This window comes from Scytonema hankhaensis NUACC26, from assembly GCF_045865695.1.
Taxonomy (GTDB): Bacteria; Cyanobacteriota; Cyanobacteriia; order Cyanobacteriales; family Nostocaceae; genus Scytonema.
Map to the genome: position 1 here is coordinate 1 of NZ_BAACAP010000175.1, position 23,230 is coordinate 23,230.

Annotated in this window: 19 protein-coding genes; 14 read left to right on the forward strand and 5 right to left on the reverse strand. The window is 41.2% G+C overall.

Features of this window, described 5'->3' with window-relative positions; all coding sequences use genetic code 11:
* Both ACKTT2_RS15645 and ACKTT2_RS15650 read left to right on the forward strand, forming a co-directional pair.
* A partial coding sequence (locus tag ACKTT2_RS15645) for an EF-hand domain-containing protein (RefSeq protein WP_407888431.1) occupies window positions 1-1,398 on the forward strand: 1,398 nt, incomplete at its 5' end.
* A gap of 377 nt (window positions 1,399-1,775) precedes the next feature.
* A complete protein-coding gene (locus ACKTT2_RS15650) occupies window positions 1,776-3,899 on the forward strand; it encodes a mechanosensitive ion channel family protein (protein ID WP_407888433.1) in 2,124 nt (707 codons plus the stop codon).
* A 5-nt stretch (window positions 3,900-3,904) separates the two neighbouring features.
* Here ACKTT2_RS15650 and ACKTT2_RS15655 read toward each other — a convergent pair whose 3' ends face one another.
* The 3 genes from ACKTT2_RS15655 to ACKTT2_RS15665 all read right to left on the reverse strand — a co-directional run bounded on the left by ACKTT2_RS15655 (window position 3,905) and on the right by ACKTT2_RS15665 (window position 6,276).
* Window positions 3,905-4,840: a LysR family transcriptional regulator gene (locus tag ACKTT2_RS15655; protein WP_407888435.1), complete on the reverse strand. Its 936-nt coding sequence runs from the start codon at window positions 4,838-4,840 to the stop codon at window positions 3,905-3,907.
* A gap of 45 nt (window positions 4,841-4,885) precedes the next feature.
* Window positions 4,886-5,029, reverse strand: a complete 144-nt coding sequence (locus ACKTT2_RS15660; RefSeq protein ID WP_407888437.1) for an AAA-like domain-containing protein — start codon at window positions 5,027-5,029, stop codon at window positions 4,886-4,888.
* Window positions 5,030-5,577: 548 nt separating this feature from the next.
* Complete coding sequence (locus tag ACKTT2_RS15665) at window positions 5,578-6,276, reverse strand: LysR substrate-binding domain-containing protein (protein WP_407888439.1); 699 nt, start codon at window positions 6,274-6,276, stop codon at window positions 5,578-5,580.
* A gap of 96 nt (window positions 6,277-6,372) precedes the next feature.
* Between ACKTT2_RS15665 and ACKTT2_RS15670 the strand changes: the two genes are divergently transcribed.
* The 9 genes from ACKTT2_RS15670 (at window position 6,373) to ACKTT2_RS15710 (ending at window position 15,080) form a co-directional block, all read left to right on the forward strand.
* On the forward strand, window positions 6,373-6,501 hold the full coding sequence (locus ACKTT2_RS15670) for a hypothetical protein (RefSeq protein WP_407888441.1): 129 nt from the start codon (window positions 6,373-6,375) through the stop codon (window positions 6,499-6,501).
* A gap of 93 nt (window positions 6,502-6,594) precedes the next feature.
* Window positions 6,595-7,056: a hypothetical protein gene (locus ACKTT2_RS15675; protein WP_407888443.1), complete on the forward strand. Its 462-nt coding sequence runs from the start codon at window positions 6,595-6,597 to the stop codon at window positions 7,054-7,056.
* 561 nt (window positions 7,057-7,617) lie between these two features.
* A complete protein-coding gene (locus ACKTT2_RS15680; RefSeq protein ID WP_407888445.1) occupies window positions 7,618-8,187 on the forward strand; it encodes a carbonic anhydrase in 570 nt (189 codons plus the stop codon).
* Between the two features lie 235 nt (window positions 8,188-8,422).
* Window positions 8,423-8,644, forward strand: a complete 222-nt coding sequence (locus ACKTT2_RS15685; protein WP_407888447.1) for a carbonic anhydrase family protein — start codon at window positions 8,423-8,425, stop codon at window positions 8,642-8,644.
* Between the two features lie 90 nt (window positions 8,645-8,734).
* Window positions 8,735-9,922 (forward strand): mechanosensitive ion channel family protein, encoded by a 1,188-nt coding sequence (locus ACKTT2_RS15690; protein ID WP_407888449.1) that lies wholly within the window; start codon window positions 8,735-8,737, stop codon window positions 9,920-9,922.
* Window positions 9,923-10,038: 116 nt separating this feature from the next.
* Entirely contained in the window at window positions 10,039-10,626 is a 588-nt protein-coding gene (locus ACKTT2_RS15695; protein WP_407888451.1) for an EF-hand domain-containing protein, read from the forward strand.
* Window positions 10,627-10,972: 346 nt separating this feature from the next.
* On the forward strand, window positions 10,973-11,101 hold the full coding sequence (locus ACKTT2_RS15700; protein WP_407888453.1) for a hypothetical protein: 129 nt from the start codon (window positions 10,973-10,975) through the stop codon (window positions 11,099-11,101).
* A 96-nt stretch (window positions 11,102-11,197) separates the two neighbouring features.
* A complete protein-coding gene (locus ACKTT2_RS15705; RefSeq protein WP_407888455.1) occupies window positions 11,198-13,627 on the forward strand; it encodes an adenylate/guanylate cyclase domain-containing protein in 2,430 nt (809 codons plus the stop codon).
* Complete coding sequence (locus ACKTT2_RS15710) at window positions 13,620-15,080, forward strand: cyclic nucleotide-binding domain-containing protein (protein ID WP_407888457.1); 1,461 nt, start codon at window positions 13,620-13,622, stop codon at window positions 15,078-15,080. Before ACKTT2_RS15705 ends, ACKTT2_RS15710 begins: the two co-directional genes overlap by 8 nt.
* 84 nt (window positions 15,081-15,164) lie before the next feature.
* Here ACKTT2_RS15710 and ACKTT2_RS15715 read toward each other — a convergent pair whose 3' ends face one another.
* Entirely contained in the window at window positions 15,165-17,933 is a 2,769-nt protein-coding gene (locus tag ACKTT2_RS15715; protein ID WP_407888459.1) for a CHAT domain-containing protein, read from the reverse strand.
* Window positions 17,934-18,215: 282 nt separating this feature from the next.
* On the opposite strand from ACKTT2_RS15715, the gene ACKTT2_RS15720 reads away from it, so the two are divergent.
* A complete protein-coding gene (locus ACKTT2_RS15720) occupies window positions 18,216-18,422 on the forward strand; it encodes a hypothetical protein (RefSeq protein ID WP_407888461.1) in 207 nt (68 codons plus the stop codon).
* Window positions 18,423-18,547: 125 nt separating this feature from the next.
* Here the strand turns inward: ACKTT2_RS15720 and ACKTT2_RS15725 are convergent, their stop codons facing one another.
* The gene (locus ACKTT2_RS15725) at window positions 18,548-21,091 is read right to left on the reverse strand and encodes a two-partner secretion domain-containing protein (protein WP_407888463.1); all 2,544 of its coding nucleotides are present in this window, start codon (window positions 21,089-21,091) and stop codon (window positions 18,548-18,550) included.
* 591 nt (window positions 21,092-21,682) lie between these two features.
* Between ACKTT2_RS15725 and ACKTT2_RS15730 the strand changes: the two genes are divergently transcribed.
* Together ACKTT2_RS15730 and ACKTT2_RS15735 are read left to right on the forward strand one after the other, a co-directional pair.
* Window positions 21,683-22,060: a hypothetical protein gene (locus ACKTT2_RS15730; RefSeq protein WP_407888465.1), complete on the forward strand. Its 378-nt coding sequence runs from the start codon at window positions 21,683-21,685 to the stop codon at window positions 22,058-22,060.
* A 184-nt stretch (window positions 22,061-22,244) separates the two neighbouring features.
* Window positions 22,245-23,003 (forward strand): SDR family oxidoreductase, encoded by a 759-nt coding sequence (locus ACKTT2_RS15735; RefSeq protein WP_407888467.1) that lies wholly within the window; start codon window positions 22,245-22,247, stop codon window positions 23,001-23,003.
* Window positions 23,004-23,230 lie beyond the last annotated feature (227 nt).

Consider the following 23,230-nt stretch of genomic DNA (forward strand, 5'->3'; position numbering starts at 1 on the left):
AAAGCTCTCAGTGGTGAGGAGCTAGTCAAATTTCGCGGGAAGGAATCTGGCGGTGCAGCTTCGGTACGCAAACAGATCAACGATCTGTCAATTATGTGGGCAATTTTGCTGTATGCTGCTGCTTTCTTACTGGGATGCGGGGTTCGGGCAATAAGCGCCTCCTCAGTCGGAATTCCTTCAGAACTATTTCGAGCAATAATTGTTATTTGTCTGGCGGCTTCAACGTTTTATACTTACTTGGACATTGACTTTGCAGCGAGTAAACGCAAAGTTACTTCAACTGTGAAGTATATAGTCTATGCGTGGATGTTGGCGAGATGGTTAGTGGGGCTAGTTTTAATATTTTCTGGAATCTTGTATCAAGGTTCGGGGGATTTGTACAAAGTGATGTGGGTGCTTTTTTGGATGGTGCCACCCGCCCTGACTTCCCCAGTTTTGTCGGTACTTTGGGGCGGTAATCTCTATCCGTCAGCTATCTTATCAAGGACGTTATCAATCATCGCTCCAGTGGCACTGCTTGTGACATTTACCTTGACAAAACAATTACCAATTAACAGCTCGAGCCTGATATTTTTCGGTGTCATTCTCGTTGTTGGTTTGGCAATACCGGGAGCTTTAGCCCAGTTGTGGCGTGACAAATCTCCTGTGGAATCAAATCACCACAGTAAGAACTGGAAATTTATTGGAGTGCTAGCTGTCGCATTTATGGCTTTGGCAACTGGGTTTCAGTTTACTCCATCAACATTCTTAAGCGACTTATTTTCCTCAACGGATACAACGCGCTCGCTAGCCTGTCTGCAACAACTAGCAGTGGCAACAATCGTCTTTGTCTTAATCCGCGTCTTTGCTGTATTAACTTCAGTATTGTCAAAAGGTAAGCTTTTCAAGGCAGAAGCTCGGGATGCTTATATCCTGCTTGTGAATCCCAACTTTTTCCTTTGGGCAGCTCTTTTCCTTGGAGTTAGTGCAACTGTAAATCCCGAAGCTGTAAAATATGCAATTTTTTGGGCAGCATTAGGTTTCTTCTGTATACCACTCGTCGAGCAGATATTGTTTATGAATTCATTTGGGAATGAATTATTGCGAGAAACACTGCGTTCTTCAAGAATGAATACAGAAGATGTCAAAAAGCTTTTCCAGCAATTGGATCTGGATGGAAGCAATGCACTCGATAGAGACGAAATTATGGAGCTTTTAGGTCGAATAGAAGATATGACTACAGGCGAACGCTCCTCTGAAGAAGTCAGGAAGTACGTAACTGATTATCTTTTCAATATTCTTGACGCCGATAAAAATGGTACAGTTGATTTACAAGAGTTAGAAGAGTATGTATCAACCTACGGGTTAGTCGCTAACCTTAACGTTGTTTCTGCTACTGCATCCGCAGTGGGAGCATAAGTGGCGAGCGCCAAAAGTTAATATTAATGGCTTTGACAGAATTTACAAAAGTTTTATCGGAACCAAGTTCAATAACTCGCAATTTATAGATTTAGTTTCTTCATTGTTCGTCAATTGTTCTTTTAAAAACTTATACCAATTGAAACAAAGAATGCGATAAATAAATAAGTGGGCAAAAAAACAGAACTCTGTAACGAAATATAAAATATCTGTATTCGGTTCGTAGTTGCGCTGTCTTCGCTAAAGCGCGACTACGAACAAGTAATGATTATTTGTGCCCACTTACTTAGTTAGACTAAATCAAGTCTAGATAAGGCTTTTTCAATCCAAAATCTAAAATCTAAAATTTAAAATCTAAAATTGGGAGAACATAACAAGTGTGGCGTTATAAAATTCGAGCAATTGTCCTTACAGGAGTCGTTTGTGTTTTTGTGTTGTGGACTGCTCCAGTGCGATCGCAGGAGCAAGAACAAGCAGATGACAAAGCTGAAAAGGTTGAACAAGTTCAACCAGAGAAACCAGGAGACCCCAAAGCAGCAACGACTACTGAAGACCTTAATATTCCCGTTGATGAACTGAAAATCCTCGTTAAGCCGCTTACCTTGGAAGAACTCCGAAACGAAGCAGCTGCGTGGATGCTGGTGCTCCAAAAAAAAGCCAAAGAAATCAGCGAGGCTGAAGTCACCATTAAGCGTCAAAATCAAGCCATTAGCAAACAGCAAGAAGGTGCTGATGCCTTAGAAAAAGCAAAACTTGCTCTCGAAGAAGCCCAGAAAGCTCAAAAGGGTGCAGCTCCTGATGCGCCGAAATATAAAGAAGCGACAAAAAAGGTAGAAGAAGCGAAAGAAAACCTGAAAAAAGCCCAGGAAGCTGTCGAGAAAGCGAAAACAACCAATGCAGAATTAAAACAAGACGAGACATCGCGTAAAGCGCTGGAAAAGGCTACAAAAACTGGTGACATAGAAACTGCTAGACAACTTCTCGATCGAACAAAGGCAGATCGAGATAAGACGGTTGCTGGCTCTTCAGCTTACCAAGTGGTGACTACAAAAATCGAAAAACTAGAAGCAGCGATCGCAGCAGTTGAGAAAGCGCAAGAAGCTCAAAAAGGTGCCAAACCCGATTCATTGGAATACAACCAAGTCACCCAGCAGCTCGAAAAAGCGCACGAAGCCCTCAAACAACTCCTCAAAGAAATAGGGGGAGATAAAGCAACCCAGTCATCTTCCGAGCAATCGTCTAAAACTCTCGCTCGAGCCACAGCCACTCTCGAAAACACCGAAATTAAAAACAATGGGGAAGAGAAAGTTGCTGGTTCACCGGGGGTTGTTAATACCCAACAGAACCTTCAACAAAAACAACAGGAACTTAAAAAAACAACCGAAAATTTGCAAAAGAGTGCCGATGCGGAGTCAAAGGCAAAGAACCAACTCGTAGTAACCGTTACCGAACTCCAATCCCAGCTCACAGCAATCAACGATCGCTTTAACGTCATCTTGGATGAACTGGAGAAAAAAGGTGGCAATCCCAAATCCTACCGTCAGTATATTCAAGGAGTTATGAGTATTGATGTTGATACTAAAGATACAGAAGGTTTGGGTGTGCGGCTTCTGAGTTGGGTGAAAGCTGAAGAAGGTGGTCTTCGCTGGGCGGGTAACACGGGGAAATTTGTCGGGATTATCATTGTCTCGATCGTTGTCTCTCAAATCTTGGGCGCGATCCTCTACCGACTGCTTGCTTTATTCAGTGGCTTATCGAGAATAATGCGTCAATTTATCGTCATGCTTGTCAAGCGCGGCGGAGTTGTTGTTGGGTTTCTACTCGCTCTAACAGCACTGGAAGTCAGCCTCAGTCCGGTTTTAGCTCTGGTTGGAGGTGTGAGTTTCATTTTAGCCTTCGCCCTGCAAAGCAACTTGGGTAACTTAGCGAGCGGTTTGATGATCATGGCTTACAAGCCCTTCGATGTCGGTGATGAAGTCAAACTTGGCGAACTCTGGGGATGGGTAGAGTCCATCACCTTAGCTAACACGCGAATTAAAGGTCTTGACGGTCAGATATTTACCGTTCCCAAGAACACGATTTGGAGCGACACGATTGAAAACTTGAGTTACGGTCAAACTCGCCAATTTACACATTGGCTCCGGATTGGCTTTGACGAAAACCTGGCTAAGGTGGAGCAATTGCTCGTAGAAATTCTTAAATTGCATCCCAAAGTTTTGGCAGATCCCGCCCCCAGAACCCAAGTGTGGAGCATCGAAGACTACTATATCAGTGTAAAAGCCAATGGGTGGGTGAAGAAAGAGGATTTTTGGACAGTCAACTCAGACGTTATCCGCATGATTCAGGAACGGTTCGACAAAGAGGGTATCCAACTTGCTGCTATCCCCAAAAGTATGGAAGTAGCACAAGAAGAGGATAGTAACGGCAAAATTCTCCATGTCGTTTCGGAAAGGTCTGTGCATCGACTGGGAAGCACGGTTTCAGAAACCCCTGTAGATTAATTTGTTCAAATCTCGTGGGTTTGGGAAGCTATGAGTTCGCGCAGCCATATGTGCCTTTGGTCGTAATCGAGACGCTCATGCCAAAACTGCATATAGTCGTACTGACCAAGTTCAATCGGTGGTTCAAGCAGAGTAAGGTTTGTATACTGAGCATAGAGCATGGCAATTCGACGAGGTAATGTCAGAATGAGATCGCTCTGAGAGACAATCATAGGAGCCGCAAGAAAATGCGGTAACTTCAACATTACCCGACGCTTCACACCTAAACTTGACAATGCATTATCAACATGTTTAAGCGGCGAATGCATGATCGGGCTTGTAGGCGAGTTCGGGATGGTGATTGAGGCATGTGGCCAAGCAACGAAAGACTCAATTGTTAGATCTGTTTGAGCGATCGGATGGTCAGAGCGAACCACAGATACTAAATCTTCGACAAATAACTTTTGGAACCTCAACTCTGAGGGTTGGGGTAAATTTAGAACTCCTAAGCCTAGATCGATCGCGCCATTTCGTAAGTTATCTAAGATGTCAGAACTCCAATGATGACACTCCAGATTCAAATGGGGTGCATTATCACAAATAAGCTTGAGAACCTTTGGCAGAACCACAACGATTGAGTAATCTGATGCCGCTAAGTGGATTGTGCCTTGTGCTGTTTTCGATTCAAACACACTTGGTTGAATCAATTGCTCAATATCTAGCAAAATTTTCTCTAGTGGTTCGAGTAACTCAAGAGCGCGTGGTGTAGGCATCATGCCTTTTGTAGATCTCACAAACAGTGGATCGTTGAATACTTCGCGTAATCGCCCCAAGGCATGAGAAGTTGCTGATTGACTCAAACCAATTCTTTCTCCAGCATTGGTGACGTTACGCTCTTTGAGCAAAGCACGTAACACCAGGAGAAGATTAAGATCGAGTTGCAACAAATTTATTTCATGCATAGAGATTATTTATTTCATTCGATTGCGCTAAGCTATTTCAACAAGTTATGAGCGAAAATAGAGACGATACAACTCGCAACTGGGTTTGACAAGATATCCATTTAGTTGGACTAACCCTAAGCTTAAGAATGTATCTGCCGTGAGTGCTTCTAGTTGCACCCTTTGATTAGCAGTAACAACCTCTTGCATAACTAATGCTAATAGCTCAGGAAATGGAACACACTATCGCAGTGATTGCAGGCATAGTACATCACTCCAACTCTCATAACCCTTGCTTCGATCTGAGTGAGTTAAAATACAAAATTATGTTGCATATAATTATGAAATCTTAGTCCGTGTAAGTAGACTTATCATTGTTAGCTTTTCTACTTACTTTTTATTGCTGCTTTGAATCTTATGGCAAGAAAATTAGCATTTATTTAAACTACAAGTCTAGTGTTAACACTGAATTTTTTTGACCGACTGAAAAAGAGATAAAAGTAGCAAAGGTATAGTCAAACGATATGCTATGTTTGATATCTACCGCTAAATAACACAGTTTCGTGAGCGACTTAGCCGTCGCCAAGAAGTGAGTTTTACTCATAAATTATTAAATGTTTAAGAAACATACTGATAGTAAATAATTTATTGTTATTTGTCAAATGCATAGTATAAATGTTTTGTATGCATGAAATCGATTTTAGGTTCTCAAGCTTCTTTCTCGGCATCGAAATCGGAAGCTTTGATGATACACTCTCTTAGAGGTACTGGGTTTGGGAAGCAATGAGTTCACGTAACCAAATGTGTCTTTGGTCGTTATGGGAACGCTCATGCCAAACCTGTGTGTAATTGTACGTACCAAGTTCGAGCGGTGGTTCGAGAAGAGTAAGGTTTGTATAGTTAGCAAACAGCATTGCAATTCGACGAGGTAATGTTAAAATGAGCTCGCTTTGAGCGACAATTATAGGAGCCGCGAGGAAATGCGGTAACTTCAACATTACCCGACGCTTCACACCTAAGCCTGACAACAAAGTATCCACATGGCTTGTAGGTGATTTGGGGATTGCGTTTACAGGCGAGTTTGTGATTGTAATTAAGGCGTGTGACCAAGCAACGTCAGATTCAACAGTGAAATCCGTTTTTAGGATGGGATGATTAGCCCGAACAACAGACACGAAATCTTCTACAAATAACTCTTGGCACCTAAACTCTGAAGTTTCTGTTAAATTTAGAACTCCTAAACCTAGATCGATCGCGCCATTCCGTAAGTTATCTAGTGTGTCAGAACGCCAATGATGACACTCCAGATTCAGATAGGGTGCATTGTCACAAATAAGCTTGAGCACCTTTGGCAGAATCACAACAGTTGCGTAATCTGATGCCGCTATGTGGATTGTACCTTGTACTGTTTTCAGATCGAAAACTGTTGGTTGAATTAATTGCTCGACATCTAACAAAATTTTCTGTAGTGGTTCAAGTACTGGTGTTTAGACTAAATCAAATCTAGATAAGGCTTTTTTAATCCAAAATCTAAAATTTGTAGAATATAACAAGTGTGGCGTTATAAAATTCGAGCCATTATCCTTACAGGAGTCGTTTGTGTTTTTGTGGTATGGACAACTCCAGTGCGATCGCTTCCTGCGATCGCAGCAGTTGAGAAAGTACAAGAAAAAGTAGGTTAAAGATTTAACCAAACTTTATCTAACAAGGTCGTGTTGTTTGATACATCTTATAGAGTAAACAAAATTATTACGCTGAAAAGCGTAAATTGTAAGATGACAATTCGTCGTAATTGTGTAACGTTAACGCTTTGCATTCTCTCAGCATTTAGCACTTCAGTTGTTGTGAATACCCAACAAGCAAAAGCAGAAAAAATATGCTCAAATAGAAGTCTATATGGAGCATATGAAGCTCAAAGTGCAGGGTATATAAATAACACCGACCCGTATGCCCTTCAGGGTTTACTCACTTATGATGGCAATGGAAAAATCACGGGCACTATTCTGGTAAGAAGTGTTGCAGGTCAGGTGACAACTAATCTTCCCACTCAAGGCACATACCAAGTGAATAGTGATTGTAGTTTTACTCTATCCTTTCAGAGAACCGATGGAACGACTGCTAATTATAGCGGTGTAGTCTACGATGACGGTAACAAGTTCAGTTTCACTCAAACTGACCCCGGTACTATTGTGAATACAAAAGGTGAAAGAGTCAAAAATTACAACCCATATCGCTAATACCATTTCCCATTAACAGTGATACATATGAAATTTGTAGAGACAAGAGTTAATCTCGTCTCTACAGGTTTTTATTCGTATTAAGGTTTTTGGAAAACGGTATAACTGCTCATAATTGTATATTGCAATTATTATTATCAAAAAGTCAATGACTGTGATTCATACCCAGCGGTGTCTCGCTTGGGTTTACGTTGTTCAAAACGCAATCTTTCGTCAAAAGTACAGGTTTTCCAAGAATTTCTGGCTAGTGAATCTGTAAGAGTTTTGAGATAGTTTCGAGAGCGTTTTCTACTCCTTTAACAAGGAATCCCCATCCTGAGCATCTGGTCTGCGAGCAACTGAGAAGCACAGTTTCAGAAACCCCTGTAGATTAAAAGGTCAGGAAAAGTAGGAAAAGTAGGAAAAGTGAGGTAAAAACCTTTTACAACAATAAAGAAAAAGGTCAGAGTTATAATAATGCCAAGATTTCTGAAAAACAGTCGGGGCAGTCAAAACGGTTGTGTTGCACTTACCCACGCTCCTTATCCAGAAAATGCTGTTTAGAACTAATGGTTAAAAATAATGGAAAGACGAACCTTACTTAAACTCTTTGGATTTGGAGCGTTGGAAACTATGTTAGGTGTTAGTTTCCCATCAAGAGTGTCTGCTTCTGTTGGACACGAAGTTAAGTGGGGCTATATAGGAGAAAGCGGCTCCCAGAATTGGGGGAACCTGTCTCCCGAATTTCAACTGTGCAAAACGGGACTCCAACAATCGCCAATTGATTTACAACGAGCGATCGCAGCGGAACTATCACCGATTGAAATTGATTCTAAGGAGAGTCCTTTACGCATCGTCAATAACGGTCATACCATCCAAGTCAACTATGAATCGGGAAGCTCAATTAAGGTGGATGGTCAGACCTTTAACCTGGTGCAATTCCACTTCCACGACCCTAGCGAACACACGATTGATAAAAAATTATTTGACATGGAACTGCATCTAGTACACCGCAGTGATGCTGGTTCGCTAGCGGTGATTGGAGTGTTATTGAAGCAGGGACAACACAATGCTGCCCTGCAACCGATCTGGGACGCATTTCCAGATCGCAACGAACCGGAGCAAGTCGTGAAGGCATATAACACCACTTGAAGATTAAGGTCGAGTTGGGATAAATTTATTTGATTCATACATATTATTTATATCATGCATTTGACAAAGAATACTCAATTGTTTACTATCAGTATGTTTCTTGAAAAGTCACCTAATATCAAGTTCGCTTAATTACTTATAAATCCCCCACCAACCCCACCCCGGTTTTGTCTCTTGCAAAACTGCTTAAAAACTTTTCAAACATCCTCTAAAGTGGGATTTGTGGAGATGTCCAGTGAAGGTAAACGCAGAGCAACTTTTATCAAAAGACCTAAAGGTTTGCCGTTACTTTGGCTCTCTGACGACACCACCCTGCTCCCAAGGAGTTACCTGGATTGTGATGCAGCAGCCTATTGAAATCTCGCAAAACCAAATCCAGCAATTTGCCAACGTAATATCAATTGATGCCAGACCCGTGCAACCGCTAAACAATAGCTTTGTTTTGCGTTCGAGTTGAAGAGTTTCTCACCCCGATTTTTAATCAGTAATTCGGGGTAGTTGAAACAAAAGAGAGTACAACGCTGTGTAAGTATCAAATTAAGTAAAAATGAAAAATTTTACCATATCATTTATAGCAGTTCTTACTGGTTCTGATTTTTGGAAACTCATTTTTAGTGCAGATATCTCTATCATCAACACACCGATACCGCTGTTCAAAATCGTTTTTATAGTCATTGTCCTTACACTTACCCTAGCGTTAAAACAAGTTTTCTCCGAAATTATTATTCGGAGAATTGAGCGTTTAACTAGCAAAACGCAGACCACTTTTGACGATGAGATGGTCGAGATTATCAAGCAACCTTTAAACTGGCTGATTATTATCGGTGGACTCTGGATAGTGCAGCTAATTCTGGCAGAAAATTTCAGCCCAGAATTGAACGAAAAAATAGAAGGGATTCTCAGGTTTGGTGCGAGCGCTATTTTCGCCTTTATAGTTTACCGTGCCGCCCCTGTGTTGGGAGAGGTGCTGAAACAATGGGCGCTCAAAAGTGAAACCGAGTTAGACGATTTGCTCGTGCCGTATCTGCCGAAATTGTTTCAAGTGTTGGCGATCGCTATTATCTTACTTAAAGGCAGCGAGGTATTTTTGGGTGCATCAGCAGGCGCACTCATCGGGTTGCTTGGTGGAGCGGGTGTTGCTATAGGTTTGTTATTGAAAGACCTGATCTATGACTTGTGTTGTACCATCATTATCTACGTAGATAATCTGTTTCGACCCGGTGACCAAGTGACAATGCATGGAGTAGAGGGTTTAATTAAAGTGGAACAAATTGGACTAAGAAGTACAACCCTTCGTATACTAACCAGAAACACTATCCAAAAAGTGCCCAATTCCAAAATGATTAATGGAGCCATTGAAAATCAGTTCCAAGCGCTCGGAAATGACAATTCAATAGGAATTAACTTAACCCTAAAAATTGATGGTATTTCAGCAGAAAAAACCGAAAAAATTTGTATCGAACTTCGAGAAATTCCGAAGTCAATTGATATATTGACTGAAAAGTTTTTTATTTACTTTAGCGAAATCAATCAAAATTCTCGTGTGATTAAAATTCGGGTTTTTGCTAATACTAATGGTAGTCCTCAATTATACTTTGAGACTATCGAAAAACTCAACCTAGCGATACTGACTTTACTGGAGAAAGAGCAGATTCATCAATTCTCCTATTATCCGGTGCAACTCCAAACCCACCTTGGAGAAGCTCAAAATAACTTAAAACCGCTCGAAAATTGACCGAGCAGACAAATACACCAAATGCATTAGACCTAGGCGTGAAAAAGAATGTATGGCGCGGCGTTATACAAGAATTTTAAGCAACGCGCTCGCTAGCCTGTTTGCAACAACTAGCAGTGGCAACAATCGTCTTTGTCTTAATCCGCGTCTTTGCCGTATTAACTTCAGTATTGTCAAAAGGTAAGCTTTTCAAGGCAGAAGCTCGGGATGCTTATATCCTGCTTGTGAACCCCAACTTTTTCCTTTGGGCGGCTCTTTTCCTGGGAGTGAGTGCAACGGCCAATCCGGAAGCTGTAAGATACGCAATCTTTTGGGCAGCACTGGGGTTCTTCTGCATACCACTCGTCGAGCAGATATTGTTTATGAATTCATTTGGGAATGAATTATTGCGAGAAACACTGCGTTCTTCAAGAATGAATACAGAAGATGTAAGAAAACTTTTTCATCAGTTGGACACAGATGCCAGCAATGCACTCGATAAGGACGAGATTATGGAGCTTTTAGGTCGAATAGAAGATATGACAACAGGCGAACGCTCCCCTGAAGATGTCAGAAGGTACGTCACTGATTATCTTTTTGCCACTCTTGACACCGATAAAAATGGCACGATTGATTTAGTAGAATTAGAAGATTATGTATCAACCTATGGGTTAGTTGCTAATCTTAACGTTGTTTCTGCGACTGCATCCCCAGTGGGAGCATAAGTGGCGAGCGCCAAGATCTGATGTAACGGACAGAATTTACCAGGACTTAAGTCCTGTTTATAAAAATTCTGTCCGCTCCAAGTTCAATAACTCGCAATTTATAGCTCAATCTCCATTGTTCCTCCTTTCTTTTAAGTAGCTAGTCACAAGTAAAACAAAATACATTACAAGCAGACAAATCCACGTGAAATCCTTACCAATGACGAATAACTAATGACGAGCCTCAATAGTTAACTTTAATTGTGCTGAATTACTTATTTAAAACGACAGATAGTTAGACTCAATCAAGTATAGATAAACTTTTTCAATCCAAAATCTAAAATATAAAATTGGTAGAATATAACAAGTGTGGCGTTATAAAATTCGAGCAATTATCCTTACAGGAGTCGTTGGTGTTTTTGTGGTATGGACAACTCCAGTGCGATCGCTTCCTGCGATCGTAGCAGTTGAGAAAGCGCAAGAAAAAGTAGGTTAAATCTTTAACCAAACTTTATCTAACAAGGTTGTGTTGTTTGAGACATCTTATAGAGTAAACAAAATTATTATTACGCTGAAAAGCGTAAATTGTAAGATGACAATTCGTCGTAATTGTGTAACGTTAACGCTTTGCATTCTCTCAGCATTTAGCACTTCAGTTGTTGTGAATACCCAACAAGCAAAAGCAGAAAAAATATGCTCAAATAGAAGTCTATATGGAGCATATGAAGCTCAAAGTGCAGGGTATTTGAATAACACAGCCCCGTTTGCCCAAACTGGTATACTCACCTATGATGGCAATGGAAAAATCACGGGCACTATTCTGGTAAGATGTCTAAACTCCAGAAATAAGGCAAAGAATATCAGAAAAACTTATATGCAATTACTTAAGCACTTAAGTATAAAGACAAAACTCATAGTCATGTTGCTGGTAGTCAGCCTATGCGCTATGCTCGCCAGCACCTTTATATGCTCTAGAGCTGGTAAATCTATTCTGACCGAAAAAGTATTCAACCAACTTACCAGCCTTCGCTCTGCCAAAACGTATCAAATCGAAGATTATTTTGAAAACCTTTACAATCACAGCCAAACCCTAAGCGAAGACCTGACCGTCGTCGCCGCCATGCAGGAGTTTAACACAGCTTACCGCGAACTTGAAAAATCAACAATACCAGCAGATTTTGACAAAAAAATTGATACCTACTACCGGACAACATTCCTAACCAGACTGGCGCGGACTCACGAGGGTTCGCCCGTTCTTGCAACTTACACGCCCAAAACACCTGCTGCTCGTTACCTACAGTACTACTACACCGCCGCTAACCCCAATACCGTTGGTAAGAAACTTCTTCTTAACAATCCGGGCGATCCCAGCTCTTACAGCCGCGTTCACGCCCGCTACCACCCCATTTTCCGAAATATAGTGGAAAAATATGGTTACTACGATATGTTTTTGCTCGATCCTGAAGGGACTGCTGTCTACACGGTTTTTAAAGAAACTGATTTTACCACAAACTTTACCAACGGTCCCTACAAGGAGAGCAACCTAGCAGAAGCGATTGTCGCCGCACGACAGGCAAAGGGAAAGGGCTATGTGAAAATAGTAGATTTTAAACCGTACAGCCCTTCCTATGGTGCGCCTGCAGCTTTTCTTGCTACCCCAATCTTTAAAGACTCCCAATTCATCGGTATTTTGGCATTCCAACTTCCCGTTGACAAAATTAACAACGTGATGACTGGTAACAAAAATTGGAAACAAAATGGTCTGGGAGATTCAGGAGAAACTTATTTGGTGGGACCGGATTATTTAATGCGATCTGCTTCTCGTTTCCAGATTGAAGACCCAAAAGGTCATGTAAAAACTCTACGCTCTATCGGTACTGATGAAAAAACTATCAAGAAAATCACAGAGTTTCATACTACAATCCTCCTACAGAGCGTACAAACAAAAGCAGTACAGGAAGCGTTGTTTGGAAAACAGGGTACGCAGGTAATTGACGATTATCGTAATATTCCGGTTTTGAGTTCTTATGCTCCTCTAGATATTGATGGCTTAAGGTGGGTTATTTTGGCGGAGATAGATGTTTCTGAGGCTTATGCCCCAATTCGCTCGTTTGAAAAAACAGTTTTGATTGGGGCTACTTTAATCATCGCTCTAATTACGCTTGTTGCTATGTGGCTGACCGCAATCTTTGTCAAACCCATCAATACTTTAATCAAAAGCGCCCGCAAAGTGAAGGCTGGAGATGTTGACGCGGTTGTAAAATCGGGTTCGCAAGATGAATTTGGAGAGTTGGCTAAATCATTTAACCAAACGATAGACAGCCTTCGCGCCGAAACTCAACTTATCGAACAGAAAAATCGTGAAAATGAAGCATTAATCTTAAATATATTTAGTCCTGCTATAGCCAATCGCCTCAAACAGGGCGATAGAGAAATTGCCGATCAAATTTCTAATGTCTCGGTCTTGTTTTCTGACCTTGAGCGATTCACCAAGCTCACTCAAACAATGTCCCCTCAAGAGGTTGTTGGCGTGCTGAATGAACTGGTCACTGGCTTCGATGAAATGACAGAGAAATACGGTTTGGAGAAGATTAAAACTATTGGTGACGGTTACATGGCTGTATGCGGGCTGACTGTACCGCGTCTGGATCATGACAAACGCACGGTAGATTTTGCTTTGGAAATGCTATCGTTTGTCCGCCGATTTAATTATGAAAAAGGCTTGCATCTGGAGTTGCGGCTTGGCATCAATTCCGGAGATGTGGTTGCTGGCGTAATTGGCAAAAATAAATTGCTCTACGATGTTTGGGGCGATACCGTTAATATTGCCAATAGGTTGAAGTCGGCTTGTCCGCCAGGAACAATCTTCGTTTCCCAAAACATCTGCGATCGCCTACAGGATCTCTACGATTTTGAGATCTTTGGTGAAATTCAAGAACCTGGAAAAGAAAAGCTAGTGGCTTGGCAACTCAAAAATTCTCAGAAACCAGTAAGTGTTCGAGAGTCAGAAGTCTATGAATAATTTAAGCCTTTCAAACAACTGGTATACCTGGGCGGTAATTGTCGGATTGGGGTTCCCACTCCTGGTCGTATTACTAGGAGAGGTTATTTATCACCTACAAAGACGCGGTAGACCGCTAGCCGCTACCCTGCGAGTTGTGAAAAACCTCGTCCTACCCGTTTTAATACTGATGCTTTTAGTCAGGAATGTCCTAAAACTTGACGTTAACGGGAATTTTGCAAAGCTCGTCGAAACCCTGTTTTGGATATCTGTTATCTATGCATCTCTGTCTCTGTTTAATGTGATTTTGTTTGAAGAAGCAGAGGCAAATACATGGCGAGCAAGGATGCCCAAACTGCTGATCGACCTTTCTCGGTTGTTTTTGGTGCTTGTAGGTAGCGCGATCGTGCTAGCAGCAGTGTGGGGTGCTGATTTGGCAGGTCTTGCTACGGGATTGGGTGTTAGCTCAATTGTAATCGGTTTGGCACTTCAGGACACATTGGGTAGCATCATGTCTGGCATTGCGCTTCTTCTCGAACGTCCCTTCAGCGTGGGTGATTGGTTGCGCGTTGGGAATAGTGAAGATAAGGCGATCGAAGGACAAGTCATTGATATCAATTGGCGATCTGTTCGTCTGCTAACTCTCCAGCGCCAGGTGATTGTCGTTCCCCATCAGTTCATTGGAAAAGAAATCATCCATAATTACAGCCAACCAGAACGTATTTACAACCAACGCATCAATGTTGGCTTTTCCTACGATAGCCCTCCCAACCTCGTTAAGCAAGTATTACAAAGTACAGCGTTAGCTACACAGGGCATATTAGCAGAACCCGAACCGGAGAGCAAAACTACATCTTATGATGAAACGGCAATTATTTATGAGGTAGAGTTCTTTATCGAGAACTTTGAGGATGTGGAGCAAATAATTGATAGATTTATGACGCGAATTTGGTACGCAGCACAGCGAAACAACCTGACGCTCTATCGCTACCGATATGAGTTTGCTGTGGAAGCTGCTAAATCAGCAGATAGTGCGTCAAGTAAGTTAAGCCACTTGCACTCAATTCCCGGATTTATGCCTTTAGCTCGCGAGCAGAAAAATTTGGATGACTTAGTTAAGGGTACTATTTTACAGCAGTTTGGTGCTGGCGAGAAAGTCATCCGACAGGGCGAGCCTGGTAATGCTTTGTACATTATCATTACGGGTCAGGCTCTAGTCACCGTCACGAATAAGTTTGGCAAGGAAAAGGAAGTAATGACTATATTGCGTGGTGAGTTCTTTGGCGAGATGGCACTGTTTACTGGAGAACCAAGTCCGGTTTCAATTGCCGCCGTTGACGATTTGCAAGTTCTTGTTATTTACTCAGATGCTGTAAATACGATGATTGAACGTCAACCAAGCTTGGGGCGCGAGATCGGTCAAATTATAGAAGCGCGAAGCAAAGCAGTAAGTATGGCTCAACAAGGAGAGTGATGTTTTTTGAGGGATAGGTAAATCATAATTGTTTAACCGGACATGATATTAGCCCAATCCCTAATCCCCCATCCCCAGTTCCCTTTACAACCAATTGCCAACTAAAATATATGGTGCCCATAAATAGGGAATTTCGTAATCAGTCAACAGCTTAAGTTGAGCGCGACGGAGAGCTTCAGCTTTAGTGACTTTGCCCTGTTCTAGTTCTTGATAAAATTGACTCATCAATTGAGCAGTAGATTCATCATCTACCGCCCATAAAGTTGCCAGTGTACTGCGAGCACCCGCACGTACTGCTATGCCAGCAAGCCCTAGAGTAGCTCGTTTGTCTCCTTGAGCAGTTTCACAAGCACTTAGGACAAGTAATTCAATAGCCCTAGATTCTCTTTGTTCGCTGAGCCGAATTAAATTATCAAATTCCTTGGCTTTTAAGAGCTGCTCCCAGGTTAAGATAAATGTTTTATCCGGATTAGAACTAAATTCACCATGAGTTGCTATGTGAACTACTGTATATGGTACTTTTTTAATCTGATTCTGTAAATTGATTTTGGTAAATGTTCGATCGAGCAGTTCAGAATTTTTCGGTATAATCGACCGAATTCGTTGTAACTCTACTTTGACATTTTTTAGTGGAGCAAATGAATATCCTTCAATTTTACGTTGCTCGCTTACTCCGGCAATTAATCCATTTAGTTGGACTGTCTGTAAAGATTTTGGCTCAAGTAATTGTAAACCTGGAGCTAAGGATATAGCATATTTTTGAATTAAATATTGTTGATGTTTGTCATCATACAAAACAGCCATTGGAATATTTCGTAATTCACCATCTAATACGAATACTAGTGTTTTGACATTCTTTCTTTCTAATTCAGATTCTAACGGTTGGATTAGCCAGCTATAAACCTGTTGAGATAACTTATTGACATCGTTTATCCGGTCTGGTTGTCTTAAATATTGTTGTAATTTTTCTAAAATACTTTTAACCTCTGTTGGTTTTTTATTAATTGTGTAATGAAATAGTTCAGCTTGATTTGGTAACTTGAGAATAATATCTAGATGGTTTGCTAAAATCATGGGATAAATTACTGCTGCTGTCGCATCCGTTTTGTCAACAACCTCATCAATTTGTTCGGGTACCGGTTTTAAACAAGCTTCTCGGAAGAAGTTTTCTAGCTCAGCAAGTTGCAGTGTTTCAAGTATGCCACGAGCTTGCTTTAAATTTTTTTGACTAATGCTTTCTTTTGTACTGGCTGTCGATGAAGGTTGTAAAAGTAAATCAATTAATTGTCGGTAAACGGGTTCTATATTGTCCCGAAAGGAAAACTGGATATCTGGATTAAGAGCAATTAAGTCATTACGTACATATTTGAGAGTATTTACTGCTTCAGTGTAAGAAGCGATCGCTCCTCTTATATCTCTTTTTATTCTCAGTATGTATCCTAGTTGCCATTGCCACAAATAAGCTATATCCCCTGCTTTAATCGCTTGAGCTTGTAATATAGCTTGCTCGGTCAGTTTTTGAGCATTAACTAAGTCTTGGGTTTCTAAATATAATCCACCCAATGCACCTAAAGCATAAGCGACTGAACGTCCATCGTCCATGCTTTGAGCTTGCTGTACAGATGTCGCTAAAATTTCAGCAATTTCTTTCCACGAAGGAATATTTGCGTTGGTAGCTTGTTTCAAGCACACTAAGTTCTGAGCAAAATGAATTTGTGCATCATTTGCTGTGTGGCTTGCGGGTATTTTAGTCAGCTTTACCTGAATTTCAGAAGACAATTGCTTGGCTTGTGACCATTGCTGAAGGTTCAACAATACACTTAAATGATTGAGTTGGGCTTGAATTTGCAAAATTGGTGAGGTCGCTGTGGTGACAGCCTCTTCATAAAATTGCGTTGCTTGTTGGTAAAATTCGACAGATTCTGTAGAGACAGGTCTGTTTACACAATGTAAAGGAGTATAGTTTGCAAAACTAGTACTGTCTTGCTGCGAAATTTGTCCGTTACCTAAAGCCAAAGAGGTATTACCTAAACTCAGCGACGTAGCACTGATTTCTGAAGGAGATTGTAATTTTTTGGCGATGTCTCGGCTTTGTTGTAAAACTTTGAAAGATAGTTCTAAATCGCCCACTAGTTGCAGAACATCGCCGAAGCTACGTAAAGCAGTCGCTTTCAGGAGCGAGTCTGGTTGTTGTTTCAGACGTGGTTGCAACTCTTCTAAGGTTGTGCGAGCTTGTCGATAAAGCCCCAAAGCTTGCTGTGCCATGCTTTGGTTAATCAAACTGCGGATTATACCCACTTCATCACCTGCTCGAGCATAGGTATTAGCAGATTGCTTCCATAAATCTAAAGCTTCTTCAGTTCTACCGAGTTCTAATTGCAGATTTCCTTGAATATCTAGGGTTTGTGCCAAAATTTGTGCAGATTTCTGAGTTTTGAGTTTTGAGTTATTTAGGATATTCAAGCTTTGTGTAATTGCAGATTCTGCTTTTTTCCACTGTCCAAGTTGCTTAAAGACTAACGAAAGATTGCTGAGTGCGATCGCCTTTCCTAAAGAGTCTTTTTGCAGATTAAAAGCATCTGTTGCTTGTTGTAAAACTGTGACTGCTTCAGATAACTGTCCAGTTTCGTAGAGTTTTTGACCTCGTTCAACCAACAGTTGAGGATTTGTGCTGGTTTGGGCTAATTCAGAAAAGGCAGGAATTGAAATTCCCCAAACGCTTAATAAGGCAGTTAAAACAGCGATTGTAATTCTTCTTAACCACTTTTTAGAATAAAAGCGACTTTTGCAGGTTACGATAATATTTTTTAGAAAGCTCTGTACTATAAGGAAAAAACGAAATCTTTTTGTCATCTAAAAACCTCCGGGAGTGTAGAAACCACCAAATTCTATTCGGGGGTTAGTAACCGAATCAACCTCGTACTCATTCCTACTAAGGGCAAGCGGCGATCGGGTAATGCATAATTTAAAGATAGAATAAGTAGGTAAGTGGAAAAAACACAGCTATGTTACCAAATGTAAAGATACCTGAAACTCTTGCAAATGATAAAGGACAAATAACAACCCTAACAAGTTAACTTTAATGTAACAATCAACTTATATTCAGGCAGGAAAGGATTCATGACATTGTAAGAATTGCAAAAACAGGTACTCCAATTATCCATTAGCGAACGTTGGCAACTGACGCAAACCCTAATGGAATCGCTACGACAAGAAACGAGCCTGGTATCGAAGAAAGGGAACTTATCCCGGTTGCGCGGTATTACAAAAGGTTCGGGTACATCAGATAATGAAAATATTGGAGCAGATTATGTTACCTATCTCACTCAGAAGTACCAGTGATGCGACTTCTCATTGATACTAATGTTGTCCTTGATTTATTGCAAGAGCGAAAGCCTTTTGTTGAGGATGCTGCAAGACTTTTTGAGAGGCAACGACTCGCTTTAGCTTCATCCAAAAGAAACCTTTCACCATCTTGGGTTTCTACAGGTGGCGATCGCCTCTATCGGAGCTTCGCCTATCGCGTTCGTAGAAATATTGGTATGAGTCACTGTGGGTGCAAAAGCTATTAGCTCCACTGTACCAGACTTATTCATGACCCAACCAGTAGCTTCCATAATCTTAGGGCTGATTTGCCGAACTTCTAATCCACTGCTTTTACGCCGTAAGCTCCTCCCTAAATGTAAATTCTCCTCTACACTTATGCTTTTTTGTTCTTGAGGATTCAATGTTACCCAATCAACAGTTGCAGTTTGATTAGTGCGAAGTGTTTGGGTTGGTAGAGGTGGCAAACCACCGCGTCCGGTGATGGTAAACGAACTGCCTTTATTTGCTGGACAACCTTGAGCAATTAAACCAGAGCGATCTACAAAATCGGCAGCTAATTCTACCAATCCCGAATTGGGATTTACATCGGGTGTATCGACTTGCACTGTACCATTCAACTGCTGATTTTTGCCTGTGGCAGTGATATCACTATTTGGAGTAGGTGCATCACGAAATTGAGAGCCAAATATCCCCGTAGCATTGATTTTCACATTCCCGCCCCGAAAGTCAGTAGAATTGGCACTGATATCGCTATTGGCAAATGCGACTAAAACATTGGTATTAATGATGATGTTGCCGCCGATAACGTTTTCTCCTATGGCGTTGGTAGTAATGTTGCTATTGCGAGCTAGGATCAAATCTTTTGAGTTAATGTTAATTGTTGCCTGTTCTTTATTTGGGTCAACTTTAGTACTGCGCGTACTGGCACTGAGTAAAGCATTGTTATTTAAACGAATAGAGCGAGCATTTAATGTCATATTGCCTGCGGCTCCTATTCCGACGAGACTTGACACGTTTATTGCAGCTCTGTCTTGCAAAAGCAAAGTATTAGTGTTGATAATCAAATCTCTTGCATCCCCTGTTGAGCTTGTGGAAGCAAACAAACCACCGAAAGGCTGATTGTTAAATATTTTACCAATTAGTCGAACGTCTTGGGCATCAACCCTCAAAGAACCCCCCCTACCCGCACCACGGGTACTAACACTTACCACTGCCCCATCTCGTACTAGTAAGGTATTAGTTTTAATCGTCAAATCTCCTGCATCTCCTGTTGAGATTGTGGTAGCAAACAAACCACTGGGAAACTGATTATCAGTGCTTCTAGCAATCAGTTGCACATCTTGAGCATCAACCCTCAAAGAACCTCCCTTGCCCGCACCACGTGTACTAGCGCTTACCACTGCCCCATCTCGCGCAAGCAAAGTATTAGTTTTAATAATCAAATCTCCTGCATTTCCTGTTGAGTTTGACTGTGCAGCAGTATTCAAAGCACTGGGAAACTGATTATCAGCGCTTCTAGCAATTAGTTGTACATCTTGGGCATTAACCCTTAAAGAACCCCCATTACCAAAGCCAAATGTAGTAGTATATACCTGCGCTCCGCCAAAAAATTGTAATTTGCTAGCACTGATATTGACATCGCCTCCCTGTCCATTTGCTTTTAGTTGCACTCGATTAGCAATCTCACTCCTATCGTTCAGGTTTATTTCTCCGGTGGTATTAATTGAAATATTTCCCGCCTTACTATTATTAGAACCCAGTCCACTTTCTATACCTGCATACAGATGACTTACTCCTGTCATCTTCAAATTCCGGGCATTAACCGCGATACTACCACCATTGTCAGCAGTTACATTTACTACAGAGCCGTTACTAAGGAAAACATCGCTTCTTTCTACACTATCGGGAAAACTCAAACTCAGATTATTACCATCTGAGTTCAACCCAACTGTTCCTGCATTTGCTAACCCACCTAAATCGACTCGCCCACCAAAAGCATACAAACCTCCACCATCCATTTTGATATCACCGCCTACTAACAGCAAACTCTTGCCATTTGGTACGCGCAAACCTGTTGCTGTAAACTCAGAAGATGGATTTAAACCGGAGAGAGCAACTGAGTTATTTTCGATAGATGCGGCACGAATTTGGTTAAATAGTAATGCCGTTGGATTGATTGTCAATAGTTGTGGAGTATTCGGATTCGTTGCACTGAAAAAACCTCGATCGCCAAACCTAATTGCACTAGCTGTAGTCGCCCCAAACGAACCACCAATATCCAACCGCGTATTTTGACCAAATATAATGCCATTAGGATTTATCAAGAACAAGTTAGCTGTACCGTTGGCTCGGATTAAACCATCAATATTAGAGAGAGACTTTCCTGTGACTCGGCTAATAATGTTTTGAATATTCAGACTGTTGTTAAAATAGGCTGTACTCCCAGTGGGAACAGAAAACTCACTAAAGCTGTGGAATAAATTGCTTCCAGCAGTAGTTCCACCTTCAATTTTGATAGTGTTGCCAGTTATTTGAATACTAGAATTATTGGGTAGAGTACTATCAGGCGCGATCTGAGCGATCGCTTTGTTGCTGCACAATGTGTACAACGCACAATTGCTAGCGCTAATGACTCCACTGGTAATGGTAACGTTTAACCACTTAAACAAGTTTAAATTTCTCATTGCCCTATACATGATTTTTATTTAGTTTCTGGTTTATATCAAATTTGTCAAAATTAATAGTATTATCATTTGCAATGTTATAAAACTTAAGCAATACTTGGCAAAATCAAAATTTCTAGATTTCTCCCCTTTTTAAGGGGGGATAGGGGGGATCAAAACCGCGAGAAAGCACTTTAAAGAGACTTGTGTGTAAACCGTAGCTCCAGCTGCATAATATTGATTCGTTCATACCCATAGACATATAGAAGTCAATTTTCACATCATCAAGATAAACAATATACATCAATGTACAGTTAAGTTTTGGATTGAAAATAGGTTTTCAATAAAACTTTTAGCTCATAGGTGTAACAAATATGAGTATGTTCGGAGTGAGGATGCAGCGATCGCTACAATTGCGATAGTTAACTCCTGCAATCTTGAGCTAGCTCATAAAAGCGATTGAACTGTTATTGCACGATCGAAGCAGATGAACTTGGAGTCGCTAAGAAATGCTTGCAACACAACTTTACAGAGAGTTACTGCTCTGCTTCGATCTCATCAAAGCGACTCTATTGAACAATTTCAGTCTAATTTATGCAGGACTACAACACCATGAAAACACTACTAAAATGTTCCACATTCCTTCTTGCTCTAGCAACTTGTATGACAGCTAATCTTTCCTTAAGAGCCACTGCGGATTCTACGGCTGGTTTAATCCTCAGCCTAAAATGCCGAGATGGATACAACGTCAATGTTTGGAAAAAGAATGATTCGGGTGAACTGCTCTATCGAGCAACTAGTTCCAAAGGTAATCTGAGTTTAGGTAGAGGAACAAGCCAAGCAACAGAAGGAGGTCGAGTTTACAGGTTTCGGAATGGCAATTATCAGTACTGGGTGTGGGACAGTACATTGGATAGTCAGCAGTCTGGAGCGTTAGAGGTGTACAAAAATAACTACATTCAAATGCAGCAAGCTTGTACGAAACTTTAACAACTTCGCGGAATTCCCCATCCGACGGGTGAGGTGGGGTAGTTCATTTATGCAGCCAGTCACGTTTTACAATGTACGTAAAAAATCTTCAAAACTGCATAATCTGATTTTGCCTGTACCCATTCCATAATAGAGAGATAAAAAGCTTTGATTTTATTTGTTGCAACTATCAAGGAGCATCAATATGCCTCGACTGAATGGAAAAGTTGCTCTAATTACTGGTGGTACATCTGGAATTGGTTTAGCGACTGCCCAACTTTTTGTGCGGGAAGGAGCTAGAGTTGCTATTACAGGTCAAAACCAAGAGCGATTGGATAGCGCTTCTAAAACCCTTGGTACAGAGGTTTTGGCGATTCGAGCAGACACAAGAGCGCTCGACGATTTGGACACAGTATTTACCCAAATCAAAGAACGATGGGGTAGACTCGACATTTTGTTTGTCAATGCTGGAATTACCAAATTCAGTCCATTACTTGATGTAGATGAGGCGTTTATTAACGAAACGATGGACATCAACTTTAAAGGAGCGCTGTTTACCGTACAGAAAGCCGTTCCTTTAATGAAAGAAAACAGCAGCATAGTTTTCAATACCTCAATCAACAATCAGATGGGTATGCCCAATTCAGGTATTTATGCTGCCTCCAAAGCGGCATTGCGATCGCTTGTTCGGGTGTTGGCAGCCGAATTGATTGAACGTGGTATTCGAGTCAATGCCGTGAGTCCAGGTCCTACTAAAACTCCCCTTTATAACAAATTGGGATTTTCTCAACAACAGTTGGAGCAAGTCGCTACAAATCTTCAGCAAACAATTCCCATGAAACGATTTGGAAAACCGCAAGAGATTGCTTCTGCTGTGTTATTTTTAGCTAGCGATGAGGCATCATTTGTGCTGGGTGAAGAACTGGTGGTAGACGGTGGCTGGACTCGATTAATCGCAGCTTAAAATAAGGAACACTTGTATATGAATTCTCTAGAAATCGTCAAGCAGGCTTACATTTACCTTCATGAGAAAGACATTCCTCGTTATTTTTCCCTAATGTCTCCCAACGTTGAGTTCTACCAAACTGAAGAACTCCCCTGAGGCGGTCACTATCGTGGCTTTGATGAAGGCAAAGTTTTTTTCTCCAAGTTTTTGCCGCTAATTGATTCAGAAGTCGAGGTATCTCACTA

Coding starts and splice junctions, on each gene's coding strand:
- ACKTT2_RS15735 (WP_407888467.1), top strand. CDS start 22,245: ATGCCTCGACTGAATGGAAAAGTTGCTCTAATTACTGGTGGTACATCT.
- ACKTT2_RS15725 (WP_407888463.1), bottom strand. CDS start 21,091: ATGAGAAATTTAAACTTGTTTAAGTGGTTAAACGTTACCATTACCAGT.
- ACKTT2_RS15705 (WP_407888455.1), top strand. CDS start 11,198: ATGACAATTCGTCGTAATTGTGTAACGTTAACGCTTTGCATTCTCTCA.
- ACKTT2_RS15655 (WP_407888435.1), bottom strand. CDS start 4,840: ATGCATGAAATAAATTTGTTGCAACTCGATCTTAATCTTCTCCTGGTG.
- ACKTT2_RS15710 (WP_407888457.1), top strand. CDS start 13,620: ATGAATAATTTAAGCCTTTCAAACAACTGGTATACCTGGGCGGTAATT.
- ACKTT2_RS15690 (WP_407888449.1), top strand. CDS start 8,735: ATGAAAAATTTTACCATATCATTTATAGCAGTTCTTACTGGTTCTGAT.
- ACKTT2_RS15680 (WP_407888445.1), top strand. CDS start 7,618: ATGGAAAGACGAACCTTACTTAAACTCTTTGGATTTGGAGCGTTGGAA.
- ACKTT2_RS15675 (WP_407888443.1), top strand. CDS start 6,595: ATGACAATTCGTCGTAATTGTGTAACGTTAACGCTTTGCATTCTCTCA.
- ACKTT2_RS15660 (WP_407888437.1), bottom strand. CDS start 5,029: ATGCAAGAGGTTGTTACTGCTAATCAAAGGGTGCAACTAGAAGCACTC.
- ACKTT2_RS15730 (WP_407888465.1), top strand. CDS start 21,683: ATGAAAACACTACTAAAATGTTCCACATTCCTTCTTGCTCTAGCAACT.
- ACKTT2_RS15715 (WP_407888459.1), bottom strand. CDS start 17,933: ATGACAAAAAGATTTCGTTTTTTCCTTATAGTACAGAGCTTTCTAAAA.